This is a genomic window from Amycolatopsis sp. NPDC005232 (genome assembly GCF_040607795.1).
GTDB lineage: Bacteria > Actinomycetota > Actinomycetes > Mycobacteriales > Pseudonocardiaceae > Amycolatopsis.
Genome location: NZ_JBEXHL010000006.1, coordinates 1 through 16,874, shown reverse-complemented (window position 1 = coordinate 16,874; position 16,874 = coordinate 1). Strand labels below are relative to the sequence as shown.

Here is a 16,874-nt window from a genome sequence, read left to right as displayed (position 1 = left end):
CGCGTGGACGGTGGTTCCGCGTCGAGCCGGGTGGGTTATTCCTTCGTCGCGCCGGCGAGCATTCCCGCGACCAGGAAGCGTTGCGAGAACAGGAAGACGAGCAGGACCGGCGTGATCGCCAGCAACGTCGCCAGCGCCAGCTCCGGGCGCTGCACCGCGGCGCTGCCGACGGTGGGGTTGAACTGCGGGACCGCGTTGAGCAGGGTGCCCAGGCCCACCTGGACGGGGAACTGGCCGCTCTCCGGCAGCAGGACGTAGGGCAGGAAGTAGTTGGTCCAGTTGGCGACGAAACTGAAGAAGCCGACGAGCGCCACCACCGGCATCGCCAGTGGCAGCGCGATGTGCCGGAACACGCCGAACTGCGAACAGCCGTCGAGCTCCGCCGCCGCGACCAGATCACGCGGCAGCGAGGTGCTGAAGTAGATGTAGGTCAGGTACACCCCGAACGGGTAGAACGAGTACGGCAGGATGATCGACCACATCGACCCGATGAGGTGGACGGCGTTCACCTCTAGGAACAGCGGCACCACCAGGGTCGCGTTCGGCATCAGCATGACCACCAGGGTCGCGACCAGCAAGGTGCGGCGGCCGCGGAAGTGGTTCATCGCGAGGGCGTACCCGGCCGGGATCGCAACGCACAACGTGATGGCCAGCGCGATGAACGAGTACACCGCGGAATTGCGCAGCCACAGGAAGATCGCGTTGTCCTGGAAGGAAGTCAGCGCGGTCCAGTTCTCGGCGAGCGCGTGCCACGAACCGAACGACAACGGGTTACCGTGCACGAGCTGGTCGTCGGTCTTCGTAGCCGCCAGCAACAGCCACACGACCGGGAGCACGAAGAACACCAGAAACAGCACGAGCACCAGAGCCGACAGCGGGTTCGGCCACCGCCGGCCACCACGGCCGCGCCGCGGCCGCCCGGAGGACGAGCGGGCGCTTCCCACCGAAGTCGTGGCCACAGCCGGGATACGGGTGTCAGTCGGCATCGAAGAACCCCGATCGGGCCACGAACACACCGGCGACCACGAGGCCGATCAGCAGCAGCTCGACCGAGATGGCCGCGGCCGTGTTCACGTTGTTGTTCTGGAAGGCGAAGTCGTAGGACAGCTGGTTGAGCGAGTAGTCCCGGCCGGCGACGCCGACACTGGCTTGCGAAAGCAGCTGCGGTTCCACGAACAGCTGCGTCCCGCCGGCGAACGCCAGGATCGCCATGTAGACGATCCACTTGCGCAGCAACGGGATCTGGATGTGCCACGCCGTGCGCCACGCCCCCGCACCGTCGATCCGGGCGGCTTCCAGCAGATCGGGAGAGATGTTGTTCAACGCTCCGTACATCACCACGATCCAGCCGCCCGCGCCGGTCCAGAACGCGATCAAGGTGAACAGCACCGGCAGGTGGCCCGGCGCCACGACCTGACCGAAGGTGCTGAAACCCAAGGCACGCATCAGGAAGCTCACCGGGCTCACCGTCGGGTCCAGCACGAACAACCAGACCATCACGCTCGCCGCACCGGCGAGCGCTCCCGGAATGTAGTACAGGAACCGCAGGACGCGGCTCACCCCGGCCGAGCGCACCCGGTGCAGGACCAAGGAAAGCCCGACCACCAGCACCACCAGCGACACCAGCCAGCACACCAGGTACAGCGCCACGTGGCCGATCGCCGACAGGTACCGGAAGTCGCCGGCGGCCGCGACGAAATTCGCGAAACCCGCGAAGTTGTCGCCGGCGTCGGTGAACGCGAAGTACACCGCGTACACCGTCGGCACGACCCCGAACGCGATCAGCAGCACCACATACGCGGCGACGAACAGGTGCCCGCCCCGGCCCGGCCAGGTCCCCCGCCGTCGTCGCGACGGGCTCCTGACCGGGCGGGCGGTGGTGGACGCAGTGCTCACTGACTGACCTCGTAGCCGTTGGACCGCGCATAGTCGGTGACGGCCTTCTGCCAGTCCGGCAGCATCGAGACGATCGTCTTGCCCGCGGTCAGCCCGGGGGTGACCGTCGCGGCCCAGATCGCCTCCTGGCTGAACTGGCCGTAGCCCCAGCCCGGCCACACCTGCGCGGCCGCGCTCTGCAAGGGCCCGGTGATGTCACCCGAGTAGTAGCCACTGGACGCCTGCTTCGCGAGCCAGGTCTTCGCTGCCGGCGCGTACGCCGGGTAGCCAGGCGAGACCTTGCCCTGGTACTCGTCGGAGGTGGCCGCCCACGTCAGGAAATCGGCGGCGTCCTTGAGGTTGGCGCTGTGGGCCGACAGCAGCCAGGTGCCACCGCCGACGTTGCCGACCGAAGGCGCGTTGTCCCCGGCCCACTGCGGCAGCGGAGCGGCCGCGATCTGGCCCGCGGGCGTCTTGAACGCCTCGTTGAAGATCGAGCTGCCGAACCACGAGGGTCCCGGCATCATGAGGACCTTGTCCGCGGAGTTCTTGTCGAAGTCCGAGCTGAAGACGCTGCTGGTCGCCATGGTGTGGTTCTGGACGAGGCTGTCGAGGAGCGCGGCCATCCGGGTGCACTCGGCGCTCGTCGTGTCCACCTTGACCGCTTTGGGGCCCGTGATCCGGTTGGCGCCGCACTTGCTCGCCCACAGGTAGATCTCCGGGGTGAAGTTGTCCCCTGCCGTCCCCACGAGGTAGCCCGGGTGCTCGGTGGCCAGGCGTTTGCCCAGAGCCTGGTACTCCTCCCAGGTCTTCGGCACCTGATAGCCCCACTGCCGCATCAGCGGTGCGTTGTACCAGAGCACGGTCTGCGCGAGATCGTTGCGCACGCAGTAAAGCGTGCCGTCGACCGTGCACGGGTCGTTGGCGCCCGGAGTCCACCCGCGCAGGGTGGCGTCGGGGACCAGGCCCTTGTTCAGCGGCGCGGTGAACCCCGCCTGCACCGCCCAGGAGGCCTCGTTGTTCTGGGAGCTGAAGACCACGTCCGGCCAGCCGCTGCGGGTGCGGTTGAACAAGCTCACCTTGGTCTGCAGGTAGTTCGAACCGTTGGCGTCGCCGTCGTAGGTGACGATGTCCATCTTCACCGCCGGGTGCGCCTTCTGGTACAGCTGCGCGGCCGGCAGCCGCGTCGAGTCGACCCAGACCGTGAGCTTCCCGCCCGTCTGCTGCACCGGCTGGAACCCGTTCTGCGCACCGGATCCGGTCCCGGCGTTGCCGCACGCGGCGACCGCGGCCAGCACGGCGGCGACGCCCAGCGCGAGACCCGCGAACCGGGCGCGGCGGTGGGTTGCTCTCCTGGCGCCGGCGGCATCGGCTTTGGCTGTCATGGCTACTCCACTCCATCGTGGGGACCGCAGGTTTACCCGAACCATGTGGCGGATATATGTCCGACACATTTGGCACGATCTACGCACCCAAGTCTTGTGACCCGTGAGCGAGACCACGCGGTGCGGGCGGTCGCTTCGGAGCTATATAAGAGCCCGTACCAAGCCTTCCGTCAAGAGGTGCGGGCCAGTTTCCCTCAAGGAGACCTCGAGCCTGAGCCACCAAAATGAGTAGTACTTATTTCTCAATCCGCTGCCGACGTGTAGGATCCTTGAGGCGGCGAGGATCAAGTCGTACCCTCGCGGTGACCGAAAACGAAGGAGGCGAGTGGGTGGACGGCGTGCCCGCACCGGTCGAACCCGATCCGAGTGGTGGCGACCAGGTGGCGACCCCGCCGCAGGCCGCGTACCGGCCCGGGTACGAGGTCGTCGCCGAGCAGATTCTCCAGCTCATCGCGGAGCTCCGACTCCAGGCCGGTGATCGCATGCCCACCGAGAACGAGCTGGCCACACGACTGGGGACGTCCCGCACGGTCGTTCGCGAAGCGGTCAAGATCCTCTCCGCGATCGGTCGCGTGCGCGCGCAGAAAGGCCGCGGGCTCTACGTCGCCGACGACGAGGGCATGCTGGGTTCGGCGCGCTGGGGCAGCTTTTTCCTGCCGACCGACCTCGATCACGTCTACATGCTCTTCGAGTTCCGCCGCGTGCAGGAGATGACCGCGAGCCGGCTGGCGGCGACCCGGGCCACCCCCGGGGAGCTCCGGTCGATCGAAGCGGCCGCGGAAACCTGCCGCGAAGGGCACCTGACCGGAGAGGCGGCGCTGTTCGATCGCGGGGACGACGAGTTCCACCTCGGCATCGCGGCCGCGTCCCACAACCAGTTCCTCCTGGCCGCCGTGCGCGAAGTCCGGCGGCTGCAGCACCAGTCCAGCACGATCGGCCTGCGCGGCACGGTCGGCGGGCACGCCGCCGAGGCGATCGACGAACACGCCGCGATCTACCAGGCGATCCGCGACGGCGACTCGGAGGCCGCGGCGCAGGCCGCCGCGGTCCACCTGGACAACACCCTCGAGGACTACCGCAAGGAGATCCAGCGGCGCGTGTTCGGCTGAGCACCTCGAGCCCGCACCGACGCGCTCAGCTCTGAGAAACCCTTGCCGCCAGGGGATTTCAATTCTCCCCCCACCCGGGAAACCGTCGGGCGCACGAGGCGCCACCAGCGACGAGAACGGCCTGCACCCAGGCGGTGGCACGGTCGATCTCGTCCTGATGCCGACAAGAACACCGTGCCCGCCCCGACCTCGGCTCCCTCGACCGCGTCTCTTGAAGCGCGTGCACAGAATGATGCGCAGAACGCAACAGATTTCCCGGATCAGTGCGTTGCGTATTTCAATCCCGGGCGCCAGTGTCGATGCGTGCGGACTTTCAGCGACTCGGCGGCCTCTCTCGGCGCCGCACGGCCGGCGGTCGAACCCGCCGGCGAGTCCGGCTGACTGATCGCCGGCCCCGGCGGACCCCAGCCGGTGGCGAGTGTGCTCTGCGGATCGTGGAACGCGGGTGTCTCGGATACCCGCGAGGTTCCGTCGTGCCCAGAGCCGTGGATTCCGGCGGTTCGCGAGCGCCGCCGGCGAAGGACACCCAGGAGGATCAGTGACGATCGATCATCACCCAGGCCCCGGTGGCGCGCCGGGAAAACGAGCTCGACGGGAGCCTGTCGTGAGGCTGGCCGGACGAGCCGCGGTCGTGACGGGGGCGGCGCAGGGTATCGGGCTCGCGATCGCGACGCGGCTGATCGCCGACGGCGCCGCGGTTCTGCTCACCGACGTGAACGGCGACGCGGCGCAGCAGGCCGCCAAGACACTTCGCGAGCAAGGCGGTACCGCGGAAGCGTTGCAGGTCGACGTGACCGACGAGACTCAGGTGCGCGCCCTTCTCCCCCGAGCCGAGGACCTGCTCGCGCGACCGGTGGACATCGCGGTGGTCAACGCCGGGCGGCAGACATTCAACGAATTGCTCGACGTCACCAAGCAGGAGTGGGACGCGGTGTTCGACGTCAACGCCTGGGGTGCGTTCCTCACGGCCCGCGAAGCCGGACGGCACCTGCGAGCGGCGGGCCGGGGCGGCAGCATCGTGGTCATCGCGTCGCGCTCGGCGCGGCTCGGCACCCCGCATTCGCCGCACTACGCCGCGTCGAAGGCGGCCGCGCTGAACATCATGAAGTCCTGTGCGCTCGAGTTCGCGCCGAACGTGCGGGTCAACGCGATCGCCCCGGGGATGATCGACACGCAGCTGTGGGCGCGGGCCGATGCCTTCGAGTCCGAATTGGACGGTAGTGCGGCGGGAACCGCGAGGGCCGCGAGGACCCGGCAGATCCCGGCCGGCCGGCCGGGCAGCCCCGCCGACATCGCCTCGGTCGTGTCGTTCCTCGCCTCCGACGACGCCGGTTACCTCACCGGCGAGTGCGTCCACGTCTCCGGCGGCGACTACATGCTCTGACCGCACACCCCCGCCCACCGAAGAACGGAGCTGACGGAAAGTTGACGAACACCCCACGCACCGCATTCCCGCGCCACACCGCCGGCGAGCAGCGAGGAGCGGCCTGATGTCCCACGATTCACTGGTGCTCAGCCAGGGGTCCTTTTTGGACCTTTACACCCCCGAATTCCTGAAGGTCTGCGCGGACTCCGGCATGGCCGCGAGCGTGTGGGACATTCCGGTCCACCGCGACGGCGTCGACGTGGTCGCCAAGGCAGCCGAAGACCTCGGGGTCGAGGTCTTCAGCCTCTGCCGGCTGGGCTACTTCACCGAGGACGATCACGACGACGCGCGGTGGCGGTCGAACCTGGCGGTGCTCGACACGGCGGCACGGCTGGGCGTCGAGGCGGTCGTGGTGGTGGTCGGCGGCGTGACGACCACCTTCGCCGAGGCGGACAGCCGGATCCGGGCGGGGCTCGCGCGGATCCTGCCGGAGGCCCAGGCCCGCGGGGTGCGGCTGGCGATCGAGCCGTTCCACCCGATGATGGTCGCGGAGCGGTCGTCCGTCTCCCGGCTCGCCCAAGCGACGGCGCTGGCGGAGGAGTTCGCCTCCGAATGGCTGGGCATCACCCTCGACGTCTACCACGTGTGGTGGGACCCGGATCTGACCGAGTCCGTTCGCGCAGCGGCTTCCCACCTCATGGCGGTCGACCTGTCGGACTGGCTGGTCCCGACGACGAACCTCCTGCGCGGCCGGGGCTGCCCCGGTGACGGGGTGATCGACCTGCCGGGCTTCGTCCGGCTGGTCGACAGCGTCGGCTACACCGGCCGCTGGCAGGTCGAGGTCCTCAGCGACGAACCCCGGCAGGGCTCCGATCTCGACTACGCCCTGGACCTGCGGGAGCGCACGTCGCGCCTGCTCACGACCCCACGTTGACCCGCGGCTCCGGCCACGACCACCGCGCATCCCTCATCAACCATCTCCCCCGGAAGGCAATTCGCATGGCCGACTCGATCACCCTCAAGCTTCCGCGTCCGGACGGCACGGCGGAGCAGCACACGATGGGCCCCGCCCGCGAGTTCCCCGCGCCCGCCGCCCCGTTCGCCCAGCGTGACGTCTACGCCGCGCCGCACGTCGTCGCCGCCCCGCTCGGCGAGTACACGCCGGGAGTTGAACCCCCCGTCGACTGGGAGGCCACGATCGCGTTCCGCCGCCACCTCTGGCGCTACGGCATCGGCGTGGCCGAGGCGATGGACACCTCCGAACGCGGCCCGGGGGGCTTGACCTGGGCGCAGACCAAGGATCTGATCCGCCGCTCCAGCGAGGCCGCCACCGAGGTCGGCGGCGAGATCGTCTGCGGCGCGGGCACCGACCAGCTCGACGTCACCTCGCCGACGCTGGACGACATCGCCGACGCCTACCTCGAACAGCTCGACTTCATCCAGAGCCTCGGCCGCGGCGCCGTCCTGCGGGCGAGCCACGTGCTCGCCCGGGTCGCGACGGGCCCCCAGGACTACGCCTACGTCTACGACCGAGTGTTGGAACGCGTCGAAACCCCGGCGCTGATCCACTGGATCGGCGAAGTGTTCGACCCGGCCCTGCGGGGCTACTGGGGCCACACCGACGTCGACGAGGCGCTCAAGGCGGTCGTCACACTGGCCGAGCGCCATGCGGAGCGCCTGCGCGGGTTCAAGTTCTCGTTGCTGGACGTGGAACGCGAGGAACATCTGCGCCGCGAGCTGCCCGACGGTGTCGTGGTCTTCACCGGCGACGACCACGACTACCCGAAGCTGATCCGCGGCGACGGTGAGCACCACAGCCACGGTCTGCTCGGGGTCCTCGACCCGTTGGCGCCGATCGCGTCCGTCGCCTTCCAGAAGCTGGACGCGGGAGATCCCGACGGCTTCACCGCCGACATGGAGTCCACGCTCGCCCTCGCGCGCCGGCTGTTCGAACACCCGGCCGGGGAGTACAAGACCGGGGTCGTGTTCCTGGCCTACCTCTCCGGCCACCAGGACCGCTTCCGGATGGTCACCGGCCGCGAAGGCATGCGGTCGGTGAACCACATCACCGACGTCTTCCGGCAAGCCGACGCCCTCGGCCTGCTGCCGGATCCGGCGCTGGCCGCCGAGCGCATGCGAGCGGTGCTGACCGTCGCCGGGTGGGACGCGGCGCGCTGAACACGGCGCACCGCCATCAATTGCGAGCCCGAACCGGATAGCCGCGAAGGAGCGACTTTGTCCACAGAATCAGCGATCACATACGACCTCGTCGTCGTGGGCGGCGGCGGCGCGGGCCTGGCCGCCGCCACCCAGGCGGCCGAAATGGGCGCGAGCGTCGCGCTCCTGGAGAAGAACCCCGAGCTCGGCGGGACCACGAGCCGGTCGATCGGCTCCTTCTCCGCCAACGGCACCCGGTTGCAGCGCAAAGCCGGCGTGGCCGACGCGCCGAGTGAGCACTTCGAGGACATGGCCAAGTTCGCCGGTCCGCTCGTGGAACGCGACAACCTCGCGTTGCGGCGGGTGTACGTCGACAACTCCGCGGACACGCTGCACTGGGTTCAGGACCACGGAGTCGCGCTGTTCGGCCCCATGCCCGAACCCCCGCACCGCAGCCCGCGCATGCACAACGTCCTGCCGAACTCCTCGGCCTACATCTACTGGTTCGAACGGGCGGCCCGCAAAGCGGGCGTGCGCATCCTCACGAACACGACGGCGCGCCACCTCGTCGTGGAGGAGGGCCGGGTCGTCGGGGTCGACACCGAGACCACGAGCGGTGCGCGGCGCGTCATCCGGGCCCGCCGCGGAGTCGTGCTGGCCGCGGGCGACTTCAGCTCCAGCGTGGAGATCAAGACCAGTCAGTTCGCTTCGGCCCGGGCGGCGCAGGTCGAGGGCATCAACCCGACCAGCACCGGTGACGGTCTGCGGCTCGGGATGGAGGTCGGCGGCCGCATCCTCAACGGTGACCTCGCGGTCGGCCCCGAGATGCGGTTCGTGACTCCGGCGCGCAAGCTGCTGCTGCAGAAGCTGCCACCGTGGCGGATTCTGACCACGGTCATGCTGCTGGCGTTGCGGTGGCTGCCGGACGCGATCCAGCGGCCGTTCATCATGTCCTTCGCGACCTCCTACCTCGCGCCGTCGCCGAACGTCTTCAAGCAGGGCGCGATCCTGGTCAACGCCGAGGGCGAGCGGTTCACCGACGAAAGCGCGAGCCCGGAACTGGAGCTGCCCGACCAGCCGGGCGGCGAGGGCTACCTGGTGATGGACGAGGCCACGGCCACCCAGTTCAAGAAGTGGCCCAACTTCATCTCGACCGCGCCCGGTGTCGCCTACGCCTACATCGACGACTACCGCCGCAACCGGCGCGACATCTTCCACAACGCGCGCACCGTGGCGGACCTGGCGGCCAAGATCGGCGCCGATCCGCGCAAGCTGGCCCTCTCGCTCGGGCAGTCCGCCGGCGGCGAACAGAACTTCGTCGCGCTCGGCCCGCTCAAGAGCTGGATCGTGCTGACCGAGGGCGGGCTGGCGATCGACACGGACATGCGCGTCCTCGACCAGCAGGACGACCCGGTCCCGGGGTTGTTCGCGGCCGGGTCCAACGGACAGGGCGGCCTCCTGTTGGAAGGTCACGGCAACCACGTCGGGTGGGCGTTCATCTCCGGCCGCATCGCCGCCAAACGCGCCCTGTGGTCGGCGACGAAAGACGAGGAGTAACCCGTGAGTACCTCCACCGGGCCCCGGCGCGGCACCCCTAAGCTCACCGACCAGCTCGAAGGCCACCGGATCCTGGTCACCGGCGCCGCCGGGGACATCGGGTCTGTCGTCGCGCGCACAGCCGCGGCCCGCGGGGCCGAAGTGCTGCTGATGGATCTCGACTCCCCGGCGCTGTCCGGGCTGTCCGCCGAGCTCGGCGCGGCCGGCGCTGCCACGAACCTGCTGGACACCACGGCGACCCTGGCAACGATCGAGACCCTGGCGGACGGCAAGCCCATCACCGGGCTGGTCAATGTCGCCGGGGCCCACAACCGCGAAGCCGCACTGGAGTTGTCCGCCGACGACTGGGACCGGGTCCTGGCCGTCAACGCGCGGAGCACCTTCGTGGTCACGCAAGCCGTGGCGCGGACGATGGCCGCCGACGGTGGTGGCGCTGTCGTGAACTTCGCTTCCATCGCGGCGTGGCAGCCGCGGGTCAACCTCGCCCACTACTCCTCGGCCAAGGCGGCGATCGTCGGTCTCACGTACGCGCTGGCGCTTGAGCTGGCCGAGCACGGGATCAGGGTCAACGCCGTGGCCCCGGGCGTGATCTCGACGCGGTTGACGGCCCCGACGCTGGAGGAGCCGGTGTCCCGCGCGGAACGGCTCGGCAAGATCCCGCTGGGCCGGTTCGGCCGGCCCGACGACGTGGCCGAAGCCGTGTGTTACCTGCTGTCCGACAGCGCGTCCTTCGTCAGCGGCCACGTGCTGACGGTGGACGGCGCCCAGTCGGTGGTCTGACCCCGCGGGCGAGCCGCGCACCAGGCCGGCCGGACGGGAAACCCCGTCCGGCCGGCCTTGCCCATGTCCGGTCGCGCTGTTGCGCGGCGCGGCGACGATGACATGCTGACCGGGGGCAGGCCCGAAACCGGGCAGGCCCTCGGCTCGGTTCCCGGTGCCGGACACCCGGGGCGACCTGCGAGCGGAGTACGAGAACATGGCCGTCGACGACGTCACCCTGCACCAGATTCGGGTGTTTCGCGAGGTGGCCAGGACCCGCAGCTACACCAGCGCCGCCCGTCACATGAACCTGTCGCAGTCGACGCTGAGCCGTTCGGTGTCTCAGCTCGAGCGCACGCTGGGGGTGACGCTGCTGCAGCGGGACACGCGCAACGTCGTCGTCACCGCAGAGGGGGAAGAGTTCCTCAAGGTCGCCGACCAGCTCATCGACACGCTGTCGGTGGGGCTCGAGCGCTTCGACCGCTACGCCAAAGCGCAGCTGGGCACGCTGGCGCTCGCCACCCTCGCGTCCTTCGCGGCGGCGGTCCTGCCAAGGCTGCTGAGCGCGTTCTTCACCGGCAACGAGGCGCTCGACTTCCACCTCGTCGACGGCGGTAACGACGACGTGCTGCGCCACCTGCAACAAGGCACGGTCGAGGTCGCGATCACCGCGGACGTCGAGGTGCCGCAAGGGCTCTGGGTCACGCCGGTGCTGGAGGAGAAGTTCTACGGCGTCGCCCCGGACGACCACCCGTGGGCCGACCGGGACGAAGTCACCTGGAGCGATTTCGACGCCGAACGGTACGTGGCCGCGCGCCCGGGAACCAGCATCCGGGCCATCACCGATCAGGCGCTCGCCGACGCGGCAGCGGAAGTCCGCCTTCGGTTCGAGGTCGCCAACATCGCCACGCTCGGCGGACTGGTCCGCGCCGGGTTCGGCGTGTCCGCCCTGCCGGCGCTGGAGTTCATGGGTTACCGGCTCGACGATCTGGCGCGCGTGCCGATCGTCGGGCCGGGCCCACGTCGTGTACTGGCCGTTATCTCACGGCCTTACACCGAGCTGTCACCGACCGCCCGCCGCTTCCGGAAGGTCGCTGCCCAGGAACTGCGAAGAATGAGCCTGCCCACCGGGATCAGCGTGCTCGCCACCGAGCCGTGATCCTTGCGCGACGTCCAGCCGGCGCATCGTCAGCAGCGTGGCGATACCGATCAGACTGACCCCGAGCACGAAGAAGTAGGGGGACCGCAGGTTGCCCGTGGAGCTGACCAGCCAGGTGCAGATGTAGGGAGCCGTTCCACCTGCGATGACCACCGACACGTTGGTCACGAGAGCGGTGCCGGTGTAGCGGACCTCGGGTCCGAACAGCTGAGGCGTAAGGGTGTAGTTGCCCGCCTGCGCCGTCGCCATGTTGACCGCGACGACGAAGTAGCCCACGCCGGCGAGGAAGATGTTGTTGAAGTCCATGATCACCAGCGCGGGGTAGGTCACGATCGCGTAGGTGGCCAAACCGATGATCGTCACGTTCACCGAGCCGATCCGGTCGACCAGCCGACCCGCCAGTGGTGTCATCAGCACACCGAAGAGGGTCCCGCCCGCGGTGATCCAGTAAACCGGGGTTTTCGCGTAGTGCAGGCTGGTGATGAGGTAGATCGACAGGAAGGTAGCGCCGACGTAGGCGGTGCCCTGGACGCCGATGCCCAGCAGGATGCCCTTGATGAGCGGGCCGGGGTAGGAGCGGAAGGCGGAGATCAGGGGGAACCCGTGGCGGGGGCTGTCGTCGTTGTCGATGCGCGGCAGGAAACGCCGGGAGAGGAAGCAGACGATCGTCAGGGGAAGCCCGAACCAGAACGGGATGCGCCAGGCCCACTCGTTCATCTGGCTAGTCGTCACCAGCCCCGACACCAGACCCACGGCGGCGGAGGCGATGGCGAACCCGCCGTTGGTGCCGACGGGCACGAACGACGCGTACCAACCCTTCTTGCCCGGCGGTGCCGCTTCGGTGATGACGGTGGCCGCGCCGCCGACCTCACCGCCGGCGAAGAAGCCCTGGGCGACCCGGACGATCAGCAGGAGGATCGGCGCCAGCACACCGACGCTGGCGTAGGTCGGGAGAAATCCGATGGCCGTGTTCGCCAGGCCGATGCCGACCACCGTGACCAGCAGCGCCGGTCGCCGCCCGAACTTGTCGCCGAAGGCACCGAAGAAGATCCCGCCGATCGGGCGGATGACGTAGGACAGCGCGAACACGGCCAATGTGGACAGCAGAGCGGCAGTCGGGTCGCCGCCGGGGAAGAACAGCGGCGCGATGATGGCGGCGACGTACCCGTAGAGAGCCCAGTCGTAGTACTCGATCAACGTGCCGAGGCTGCCCGCCAGCACGATTTTCCGGATGCTTCTCGCGTCTCCCTGCGACGCTGCAGGACTGTGAACGCTCATCTTCCTACTTTCTCTGTTTCGACGGTGATGGCCAAGGACAACTCAGGACCACTGGGGCCCGTTTCCCCCGCGCTCTCGATCCGATTCGGATCCGATCACCCCCGCGTTCTTCAGCGCCGCGATGCGCTCCTCGGCCAGACCGGCCGCAATGAAGACTTCTTCGTTGTGCTCGCCGATCTTCGGCGGGACCGCACGCAACCGGGCCGGCGTATCGGAGAGCGCGATCGGCATGCCGATCCACTTGACCCGGCCCACCCCGTCGACATCACCCTCGATCACGAGCTCGTTGTGCACGACCTGGGGGTCGGTGAAAAGGTCGTCGTAGTCGTTCACCGGGGCGACGAGGACGTCCTCGGCCTCGAAGCGCGCCATGATCTCCTCGCGCGGGAACTTGGCGACGGCTTCGGCGAGCAGCTGCCAGGTCTCACGTGTGTGCTCGAGAAGCCCCTCGATGGTCTGGAAACGCGGTTCGTTGACGTCCTTTTCGGACAGTCCACACGCGCGAGCGGCGCGCTGCCAAGGGTGATCGACGAAGTACTCGCCGATCAAGGTGAACCACAGCCCGTCCGCGGCCTCGTAGTAACCGTAGAGCGCGGTGTTGCCCGGGTGCGCCACACCGGTGGTGGGCCGGGGGAAGCGCCGTCCGGTGTTCAGGTAGGTCGCGGCTTCCTGCAGGTGGCTGGTGATCGCGGCGTTGAGCAGGTTGGAGTCGACGACCTGGCCGCGGCCGGTGCGTTCCCGCGCGGCGAGGGCGATCATCATCCCCTGCGCGAACTGCATGGACGCGAGGTAGTCGATCATGAACGTGCCGGTCGGCACCGGGCCGCTCTCCTGGGTGCCGGTGAGCGCCATCAACCCGCTCACCGCCTGCGCGGCCAGGTCCTGGCCGCGGCGGTGCGCGTAGGGCCCCAACAGGCCGTAGCCCGTCGCGTAGGCGACGATGATCCGGGGGTTGACGGCGGACAGCTGATCCCAGCCCAGACCCAGGCGGTCCATGACGCCCGGGCGGAAGTTGCTGGCCACGATGTCGGCGTTCCGCGCGAGGTCGAGGATCAGCTCGCGGCCGGCGTCGCTCTTCACGTCGACGGTGATGCTTTTCTTGTTGCGGTTGGTGGCGGACCAGTGCGGACTGAACCCGGCAGCCAGCAGCGGTTGCTGGTTGCGGCCGATCTCGCCCACGTCGATGCGCTCGATCTTGATGACCTCGGCCCCGAAGTCCGCGAGGACCTGGGTGGCCGAGGGGCCCTGTTCGAGCTGGGTGAAGTCGAGGATCCGGATTCCCTCGAAGGCGTCTGTCACGGTTCCCCTTCGGTTGCGGTGCGGGTGGGCGTGCGGGCGGCGGACCGGGTCAGGTCATCAGGTCACCGCCGCACACCTTCAGGCACTCGCCGGTGATGTAGGAGGCGTCCGGCGAAGCCAGGAAGGTGATCGCGGCCGCGACTTCCTCGGGGCGACCGAGACGCCCCAGGGGGTTGTCGCTGATCCGACGTTCGAGCGCGGTACCGGCGTCCTGCCCGGTCAGCCGGCCGATCTCGGCGTCGGCGTGGTCCGACATGCCGGTGGCGATGCGTCCGGGGGCGACGGCGTTGACGCGGATGCCCCTCGGTGCGAGCTCGGCGGCGAACGACTTGGTCAAGCTGGCGACGGCGGCCTTGGACGCCGCGTAGTGCGCCGACAGTGCGTTGGGCAGAAATCCTTGGATCGACGCCAGGGCGACGATGGCGCCGCCGTCGTCCAGGCACCGTACGGCGAGCTGGAGAGTCAGCAGCGTCCCGCGCCCGTTGACCTCCAGGACGCGGTCCCAGTCCTGCGGGTCCAGCTGCGAAGCCGGGCCGAACAGCTGGATGCCGGCGTTGGCGACCACGACGTCGAGGTGTCCCGCGCGGTCACCCGCGGTGGCCATTGCCGCGGCGGACGTCACGTCCAGGGGGAACGCCTCCGCTCGGCCGCCGTCGGCGCGGATGCCCTGCGCCGCGGCCGAGGCCAGGTCCGCGTTGATGTCGGCGATGAGCACGTCGGCCCCGAAGCTCGCGAAGCGACGGGCGGTGGCGAGTCCGATGCCGCGGCCGGCGCCCGTGACGAGCACTCGTCGGTCGGCAAAAGAAGTCCCGTTCATTCGACCGGCCCCCAGTGCGCGACACCGGTTTCGCGGTGCCGCCGGTTCTCGATCCCGACGACTCCGGTTTCCTGGAGCCGGGCGATCTCGGCGGACGTGAAGCCGAGGCCGGCCAGGACGTGCTCGTTGTCCTGTCCGACGGTCGGCGGAGCGTTTCGCACTCGTGCGGGAGTGGCGCTGAGCTTCACGGGCGGGCCGACCAGCTTCACCGTGCCGGCGTGCGGGTGCTCGGCCGTGACGACCAGCTCGTTGTGCAGAACTTGCGGGTCTTCGAACAGGTGTGGGTAGTCGTTCACCGGCGCGGCGAGGATGTCCTGCTCCTCCAGCGCTTTCAGGGCCTGGTCGAGGGACAGGTGGTCGAAGGCGCGCTGGAGCAGCGCGTGGGTTTCCTCGACGTGCTCGGCCAGTCCGCGCGTCGTGGCGAAGCGGAGGTCGTCGCGGTGTTCGGCGAGTCCCAGCGCGTCGCAGACCCGTTGCCACGGCCGGTCCACGAAATACTCGCCCACGAGCACGAGCCACCGATCGTCGGCGGTGCGGTATCGCGCGTACAACGCTGTCGAATGGCTGTGCGCGACGCCCTGCGGCGGGCGTGGGTACTCGCGCCCGGTGTTCAGGTAGGTCGTCGCCTCCTGCAGGTGCAGCGCCACCGCGGAGTTGAGCAGGCACGAGTCCACGACCTGCCCCTGGTCCGTGCGCTCCCGCGCGGCCAGCGCGAGCATGATGCCCTGGGCGAAGTGCATCGCGGCGACATAGTCGATGGCGTACGTGCCGGCCGCGGTGGGCGAGTCGGCGGATCCGGTCAAGGCCAGGACACCGCCCATGGCCTGCGCGGCCAGGTCCTGCCCGCGACGCTCGGCGTAGGGGCCGGAGCGCCCGTAGCCCGAGGCGTACGCGCAGATGATCCGCGGGTTGATCGCGCGGAGGTCCTCGTACCCGAGACCGAGCCGCTCCATGACCCCGGGCCGGAAGTTGCTGGCGACCACGTCCGCCGTCTTGACCAGGCGTTCGAGGACGTCGCGCGCTCCCGGGGCCTTGAGGTCGAGGCTGAGACTGAGCTTGTTGCGGTTGTTGGCGGCCCAGTGCGGGCTCATGCCGTTGACCCGCGGGCTGTGGTCGCGGCCGATCTCGCCGATGTCGTGGCGCTCGATCTTGATGACCTCGGCCCCGAAGTCCGCGAGCACCTGGGTTCCCGACGGCCCCTGCTCGAGCTGGGTGAAATCGAGGACGCGCACGCCCTCGTAGACCTCACCCAGTCCCCCGCCGCCGCTCATCGCGCGGGTTCCACGGCCTCGTGCTCCGCCGGACGCGGCGCGTCCTCCGGTTCGGCGTGCAGGAGGATCGCCTTGCGCCCACTTTGGACGATCTGCCCGTGCTGGTTGACCAGCTCCACCGCGAAGGTGACCACACCCTGGTCGGGGCGCTTGGTCCGGCGGCGCAGCTCGTCCACCACGAAGCGAACGTGGATGGTGTCCCCGAACCGGATCGGGGCCTTGAACGACCACTCCGAGAGCCCCAGGAACGCGATCGCGGTCCCGAACAGCAGGCCACCGCCCAGCATCAGCCCGTGCGCCATGGACAGGCCCAGCAAACCGTGGGCGATCCGTTCGCCGAACTCGGTCTTCTCTGCATACGCCTGGCTGACGTGGACTTCGGAGTAGTCGCCGGTTGTGCCGGCGAAGGTGACGACGTCGCCCTCGGTGATGCTGCGGGTCGCCGATTCGAACTCTTGGCCGACGTAGAGCTGGCTCCAAGTGAGACCACGTGCTGCCACGGTGTTTCCTTTCCTCGCGCCCTGGGGGTCGCCGTGACGCTAAGGCGAGGTGACGCCGGCCATCAATTCATCCGGCGCCTTCATCTGTTGAGTCTTGTGCGGCCACTGTTGCCAACGTCGCAAGAATTCCCTCGAACCAGTGCGTTGCATGCCTGGATGTCACCGGTCAGAGTCGAGTCACCTGAAGCACTCGAGAAGGACGGCGATGGCGACTCTTCGTTCCCGGACCACCACCCACGGCCGCAACGCGGCGGGCGCGCGTGCGCTCTGGCGCGCGACCGGGATGACCGACAGCGACTTCGGCAAGCCGATCGTCGCCATCGCCAACTCCTACACGCAGTT

15 protein-coding genes are annotated in these 16,874 nt (G+C 69.1%); 7 read left to right on the top strand and 8 right to left on the bottom strand.

Features of this window, described 5'->3' with window-relative positions; translation table 11 throughout:
• Positions 1-35: 35 nt before the first annotated feature.
• From ABZU76_RS13320 to ABZU76_RS13310, 3 genes are read right to left on the bottom strand one after another with little or no spacing between them, the layout of a single operon-like run.
• Positions 36-986, bottom strand: a complete 951-nt coding sequence (locus tag ABZU76_RS13320) for a carbohydrate ABC transporter permease (RefSeq protein ID WP_354868469.1) — start codon at positions 984-986, stop codon at positions 36-38.
• Positions 976-1,896 carry a sugar ABC transporter permease gene (locus ABZU76_RS13315; protein WP_354868467.1) on the bottom strand — a complete coding sequence of 307 codons (921 nt, stop codon included), beginning with the start codon at positions 1,894-1,896 and terminating at the stop codon, positions 976-978. Before ABZU76_RS13315 ends, ABZU76_RS13320 begins: the two co-directional genes overlap by 11 nt.
• Positions 1,893-3,260, bottom strand: a complete 1,368-nt coding sequence (locus ABZU76_RS13310; RefSeq protein WP_354868465.1) for a carbohydrate ABC transporter substrate-binding protein — start codon at positions 3,258-3,260, stop codon at positions 1,893-1,895. The genes ABZU76_RS13315 and ABZU76_RS13310 overlap by 4 nt, the downstream gene beginning before the upstream one ends.
• A gap of 302 nt (positions 3,261-3,562) precedes the next feature.
• Between ABZU76_RS13310 and ABZU76_RS13305 the strand changes: the two genes are divergently transcribed.
• The 7 genes from ABZU76_RS13305 (at position 3,563) to ABZU76_RS13275 (ending at position 11,367) form a co-directional block, all read left to right on the top strand.
• Complete coding sequence (locus ABZU76_RS13305) at positions 3,563-4,369, top strand: FadR/GntR family transcriptional regulator (protein ID WP_354868463.1); 807 nt, start codon at positions 3,563-3,565, stop codon at positions 4,367-4,369.
• A gap of 604 nt (positions 4,370-4,973) precedes the next feature.
• Positions 4,974-5,753, top strand: coding sequence for an SDR family NAD(P)-dependent oxidoreductase (locus ABZU76_RS13300; RefSeq protein WP_354868461.1), 780 nt, complete (start codon positions 4,974-4,976; stop codon positions 5,751-5,753).
• A 106-nt stretch (positions 5,754-5,859) separates the two neighbouring features.
• Positions 5,860-6,669 (top strand): sugar phosphate isomerase/epimerase family protein, encoded by an 810-nt coding sequence (locus ABZU76_RS13295; protein WP_354868459.1) that lies wholly within the window; start codon positions 5,860-5,862, stop codon positions 6,667-6,669.
• Between the two features lie 65 nt (positions 6,670-6,734).
• Positions 6,735-7,913, top strand: coding sequence for a DUF993 family protein (locus ABZU76_RS13290; RefSeq protein WP_354868457.1), 1,179 nt, complete (start codon positions 6,735-6,737; stop codon positions 7,911-7,913).
• A gap of 57 nt (positions 7,914-7,970) precedes the next feature.
• Positions 7,971-9,449, top strand: a complete 1,479-nt coding sequence (locus ABZU76_RS13285; RefSeq protein ID WP_354868455.1) for an FAD-dependent oxidoreductase — start codon at positions 7,971-7,973, stop codon at positions 9,447-9,449.
• Positions 9,450-9,452: 3 nt separating this feature from the next.
• Positions 9,453-10,229 (top strand): SDR family NAD(P)-dependent oxidoreductase, encoded by a 777-nt coding sequence (locus ABZU76_RS13280; RefSeq protein ID WP_354868454.1) that lies wholly within the window; start codon positions 9,453-9,455, stop codon positions 10,227-10,229.
• Positions 10,230-10,383: 154 nt separating this feature from the next.
• Complete coding sequence (locus tag ABZU76_RS13275) at positions 10,384-11,367, top strand: LysR family transcriptional regulator (RefSeq protein ID WP_354868453.1); 984 nt, start codon at positions 10,384-10,386, stop codon at positions 11,365-11,367.
• On the opposite strand, the gene ABZU76_RS13270 is transcribed toward ABZU76_RS13275, so the two are convergent.
• The 5 genes from ABZU76_RS13270 to ABZU76_RS13250 all read right to left on the bottom strand — a co-directional run bounded on the left by ABZU76_RS13270 (position 11,272) and on the right by ABZU76_RS13250 (position 16,532).
• Entirely contained in the window at positions 11,272-12,588 is a 1,317-nt protein-coding gene (locus ABZU76_RS13270; protein ID WP_354868451.1) for an MFS transporter, read from the bottom strand. The genes ABZU76_RS13275 and ABZU76_RS13270 overlap by 96 nt on opposite strands.
• Positions 12,589-12,687: 99 nt before the next feature.
• Entirely contained in the window at positions 12,688-13,944 is a 1,257-nt protein-coding gene (locus ABZU76_RS13265) for a CoA transferase (RefSeq protein ID WP_354868449.1), read from the bottom strand.
• A gap of 49 nt (positions 13,945-13,993) precedes the next feature.
• Positions 13,994-14,761 (bottom strand): SDR family NAD(P)-dependent oxidoreductase, encoded by a 768-nt coding sequence (locus ABZU76_RS13260; RefSeq protein ID WP_354868446.1) that lies wholly within the window; start codon positions 14,759-14,761, stop codon positions 13,994-13,996.
• Positions 14,758-16,032 (bottom strand): CoA transferase, encoded by a 1,275-nt coding sequence (locus ABZU76_RS13255; RefSeq protein ID WP_354868444.1) that lies wholly within the window; start codon positions 16,030-16,032, stop codon positions 14,758-14,760. Before ABZU76_RS13255 ends, ABZU76_RS13260 begins: the two co-directional genes overlap by 4 nt.
• Complete coding sequence (locus ABZU76_RS13250; RefSeq protein WP_354868441.1) at positions 16,029-16,532, bottom strand: MaoC/PaaZ C-terminal domain-containing protein; 504 nt, start codon at positions 16,530-16,532, stop codon at positions 16,029-16,031. Before ABZU76_RS13250 ends, ABZU76_RS13255 begins: the two co-directional genes overlap by 4 nt.
• Positions 16,533-16,874 lie beyond the last annotated feature (342 nt).